The 3,965-nt window shown below is 65.1% G+C and carries 5 protein-coding genes; 2 read left to right on the forward strand and 3 right to left on the reverse strand.

Features of this window, described 5'->3' with window-relative positions:
• A partial coding sequence (locus tag QZY01_RS17545; RefSeq protein WP_294539755.1) for a transposase occupies nucleotides 1-361 on the forward strand: 361 nt, incomplete at its 5' end.
• Between the two features lie 144 nt (nucleotides 362-505).
• Entirely contained in the window at nucleotides 506-1,426 is a 921-nt protein-coding gene (locus tag QZY01_RS17550) for a LysR family transcriptional regulator (RefSeq protein WP_294539757.1), read from the forward strand.
• Here QZY01_RS17550 and QZY01_RS17555 read toward each other — a convergent pair.
• The 3 genes from QZY01_RS17555 to trbG are packed head-to-tail and all read right to left on the reverse strand — an operon-like array spanning nucleotide 1,362 to nucleotide 3,819.
• Complete coding sequence (locus QZY01_RS17555; RefSeq protein WP_294539759.1) at nucleotides 1,362-1,637, reverse strand: DUF2274 domain-containing protein; 276 nt, start codon at nucleotides 1,635-1,637, stop codon at nucleotides 1,362-1,364. The two genes, QZY01_RS17550 and QZY01_RS17555, sit on opposite strands and share 65 nt — an antisense overlap.
• A gap of 11 nt (nucleotides 1,638-1,648) precedes the next feature.
• Nucleotides 1,649-2,854 (reverse strand): TrbI/VirB10 family protein, encoded by a 1,206-nt coding sequence (locus QZY01_RS17560; RefSeq protein WP_294539762.1) that lies wholly within the window; start codon nucleotides 2,852-2,854, stop codon nucleotides 1,649-1,651.
• Nucleotides 2,851-3,819, reverse strand: a complete 969-nt coding sequence (trbG, locus tag QZY01_RS17565; protein ID WP_294539765.1) for a P-type conjugative transfer protein TrbG — start codon at nucleotides 3,817-3,819, stop codon at nucleotides 2,851-2,853. Before trbG ends, QZY01_RS17560 begins: the two co-directional genes overlap by 4 nt.
• Nucleotides 3,820-3,965: the final 146 nt, after the last annotated feature.

Below are 3,965 nucleotides of genomic sequence, written 5' to 3' on the forward strand. Positions count from 1 at the left end.
CTGGGAGCGCGAACTGCCGCGCATCTCCGGCAAATCGAAACTGGCCGAGGCGATCCGCTATGCCCGATCGCAGCGAACAGCTCTCGGACGCTTCCTTGAGGATGGCCGGGTTGAGCTGGACTCCAATATCGTCGAGCGAGCAATCAGGCCCCAGGCAATTACCAGAAAGAACTCACTTTTCGCCGGTTCCGCCGGCGGAGGGCGGACATGGGCGTCCATCGCCACCATGCTTCAGACGTGCAAGATGAACGGCGTCGACCCCAACGCCTGGGCGAAACAGACCCTGGAGCGAATCGCCAACCGATGGCCCAACAAGGACATCGAGGCGCTGATGCCATGGAGTTTCAAGCCCGACGAGTGAACGGCGCCGGATGGACGCTTGCGTTGTATAGTTAACCATCGGTTAATATTTCGTAAGAAAATCAACGCCTCCGTTATGCCTCAATGGCTAGGCCACACTTGCTGCGCTGCACTCACGCGCAAGGGTCACATTGGAGGCAGATGCATGATTGACCTCGTTTCCGTCACACAGGCGCTTTTGGTAGCCGAGCATCTGAGCTTCAGCCGCGCCGCACAGGTTCTCGGTGTCCGGCAGTCGGCGGTCAGTCGCCGTGTTCGGGCGCTGGAGGACAAACTGGGCGTGTCGCTCTTCGAGCGCGACTCGACCGGGGTCCGGTTGACGGAGGCCGGACGCCGGTTTCTGGAGAGGACGCGTCCAGCTCTTTCGGAAATTGATCACGCGATGAAGGCGGCCGCCAGTGCCGGGCGCGGCGCGGAGGGTGTGATCCGGATTGGGATTCTGGCCTCGGTATCGGGCGGCTTCCTGCGCAACCTGCTCGGCAGCTATCGCGAGCACCACCCCGCGATCGCCATGGAGATCGTCGAAGGCTCGGCGAGCGAGCATCTCGCCCGGATCACGGAGCGGAATCTCGATGTCGCTTTCGTCACTGGGACACCGTTGGCGACACACTGCGACAGCGTCGTTCTGTGGGAGGCGCGGGTCTTCGCGGCGTTGCCCGAGCACCATGTTCTTGCCGATGGCGACGCGATCCATTGGGAGTCCCTGAAGGACGAGGATTTCATCGTCAGCCGGGATGCACCTGGTCCGGAGATCCATGACTACATCGTCCGCCGGACGACGGCCTTCGGACGAGGTCCATCGATCGAGCGCCATGGCGTCGGCGGCGAGACCTTGATGCATTTGGTCGCCCTTGGCTTCGGCATCAGCATCGCCAGCGAAGCGGCGACCGCGACCCGGTATCCCGAGGTCGTTTTCCGCCCGCTGGCGACCGCGGAAGACATGCTGTCGTACAGCGCGGTTTGGTTGCCGGGCAATGACAATCCAGCGCTGCGGCGATTCCTCAGCCTTGCTCGCTCGCTGGCGTCGGGCCGCCCGGCGCCGGACGCGCCGAAGTGGGCTTCCTGACGCTGCGCAGTTTGGCGAAGGCGCGGTCGCCGGCGATGAAGCGCGCCAGCATCGGAGCGACGAGCTTGGCGGGATCGATCGTGGCTTGTCCGGTTTCTCGAGACAGGGCATCGGCATAGGCTACGAGGTCGCGGTGTATCGCCGCCGGTAATTCGACCGTCAGCTTGATCGGCTTGTCGTCGGCAATCGCGCCGAGTTTCAGCTTTGCCATCGATCGCCTCCTCAGCCTTGATAAGGTTCGAGCACGAGATCCCGGTTGACAATCACGCGCACCGGGAAACCCGGACGGATCGTCAGGGTCGGCTGGATGTTGAGATAACGCCCCACGATTTGCTGGCCCGTCTGGTTGACGCTCTGGGACGCGCCCTGCCTCAGCGCCTGGACGAGAGAGTTCTCGTTGCTACCTGTGCCTGCTTCTGACCCGACGCTCAGAAGGGTCGAGAGCATCGCGGCCTTGAACAGCATGCCCCAGTGGTTATCCACCTCGTCTTCGAGCCCGGAATAGCCCGCGGCGTCAGCGCCTGGCTGGCGTTCCAGCACGATTGATTTGCCGTTCGGCATGATCAAACGGGTCCAGACCAGCAGGACGCGCGACTGACCGAACGCAACCTGGCTGTCGTATGTGCCGATGAGACGGGCGCCTTGGGGAATCAGCAGCGACCGGCCGCTTGGGCTGTCATAGACGTTCTCGGTCACCTGGGCGGTGATCTGACCGGGAAGATCGGAACGGATGCCGGTCAGCAGCGCGCCGGGAATGACGGTCCCGGCTTGCACAACATAGGCCGAGGCGGGCGCGGCCAGCCGGTCCGGGCTGGTCGTTCGCCGATCGACCGAGGCGTTGGTGAAGGCCAGCTTGCGGTCCTGGCCATTCTGCGCGAACGCCCCGTCCGTCGAGAGTTGCGGCGCCTGACCTGACGTCGTCGCGCCATCCGGCATCGCCACAGGCGGAAGCGTTGGCGCCGGCAGCTCGCGGATATTCGTCGATGCGAACAACCGGCTCAGCCGGGCGGCTTCGATTTCCTGGGCGCGGCGCTGCGCTTCCGGATCCACGGCCGGCCCGGTCGGAACCAAGGTGCTCGGCGCGACTCCGGCGTTGAGCATCGGCCGGCCGAGATCGCCGGGCAGCGGTGGCCCAAGCTGGGGCGCCTGCCGAGGTATGCCGGCATAGTCGCGGGGGAGACCGGCCAGGCCGTCGGCGGTCGTGCGATGGTCGGTGCTGTAAAGTTCTTCCGGTGCTCCGCGTTTGCCGTTGTTCTGGAGCGCCCAGAACACGGCGGCGGAGACCGCGACCAACGCGATCGCGGCACCGCCGGCCAGTACCTTGCGCGAAAGGCGGGTGACGCGCGGCCGCTCGGAGCGCAGCCGCAGCGACGGGTCCGGAGCCGCCGGCGATGCTGGCCCGGCATTCCCTTCCGGGTCTTCGCTCATCGCACCCTCCCATCGGTGCGGTAGATGCGCACGGTTTGCTGGTGTTCCCCACCCAGGCGAAGCTCGGCGGCGGCGAAAAGTCGATCGACGATGTAGTAGTTCTGGCGGACGCGGTAATTGACGAGCTGGCCGTCGCCTTCAGGTCCGATCACGAAGAGCGGCGGCGCCTCGCCCTGGGCGAGACCGCGCGGCATTTCGATATAGACCTTGGAACTGTCATCGAACGCCGAGAGAGGCCGCCACGCCGGATTGTCGCCGGTGATCTGATAGCGGAACCGAAGTTTTGAGACGTCGATTCCGGCGTCGATCGGCGACGCCGTCGCGGCCGCGACGTTCTGACGGCGAAGCGCGATGAGCTGGTCCTGCGGATATTGCCAGGACACCGACGCCATATAGGTCGCGCTCGTCGAGCGAAGTTCGAGGAGGTATGTCCGCCGATCGGTGTTGATCACGAGGTTGGTCAGAAGGTCCGGCCGCGTCGGCTTCACCAGGATGTGGATGCGCTTGGTGGCGACCGCGCCGCTTTCGGTGTCGCCGATGATCCAGCGCACCGTGTCGCCGGCGGCGACGGGGCCGGATCCGACGAGTTGTTCGCCCTCCTGGAGGGCGACATCGGTGACCTGGCCCGGCGCTGTGTAGACCTGGTAGAGGGCGCCTCCGGAGAAAGGATAGACCTGCACGGCGTTGATGAAGCCGTCGCGCACCGGCTGCACGCGGGCGGCGGCATTGGCCTGATTGACGCGCACGGTCGGGTCGCCAGGCTCCGGCGGGGCCTTGCCCTTCGGGAGCGGTTTCAACTGGCCGGGGAGTGGGAGCGGCGTAGGCAGTTTCACGACCTGCACGGGCGCTGGCGGGTCCAGCTGCAAAACAGCCGACGCCGCCGCGTCATCAAGCGCAATCTCCGGGGGTTTCGTCAGATGCGCACAGCCGCCGAGCGCCGAAGCGGAAAGCAGCAATGCCGGCATTGCGGCTATAAAGCGCGGGCGCAAAATGTACCACTGAACCGGCTTTTCGGCGGCCTTTGAGGGCGGCGCGAAAGTGTACCGGTCCTGCTAGGCCATCTCGATGTCTTTGACTGGCATGGAGAGGCCGAAAGGATGTTCACAGTGGA

The sequence above is a fragment of the uncultured Rhodoblastus sp. genome (genome assembly GCF_903903185.1).
Classification (GTDB): domain Bacteria; phylum Pseudomonadota; class Alphaproteobacteria; order Rhizobiales; family Beijerinckiaceae; genus Rhodoblastus.

Excerpts from the sequence above, each read along its gene's own strand:
- QZY01_RS17550 (WP_294539757.1), top strand. The coding sequence starts at position 506 with ATGATTGACCTCGTTTCCGTCACACAGGCGCTTTTGGTAGCCGAGCAT.
- QZY01_RS17555 (WP_294539759.1), bottom strand. The coding sequence starts at position 1,637 with ATGGCAAAGCTGAAACTCGGCGCGATTGCCGACGACAAGCCGATCAAG.
- QZY01_RS17560 (WP_294539762.1), bottom strand. The coding sequence starts at position 2,854 with ATGAGCGAAGACCCGGAAGGGAATGCCGGGCCAGCATCGCCGGCGGCT.
- trbG (WP_294539765.1), bottom strand. The coding sequence starts at position 3,819 with ATGCCGGCATTGCTGCTTTCCGCTTCGGCGCTCGGCGGCTGTGCGCAT.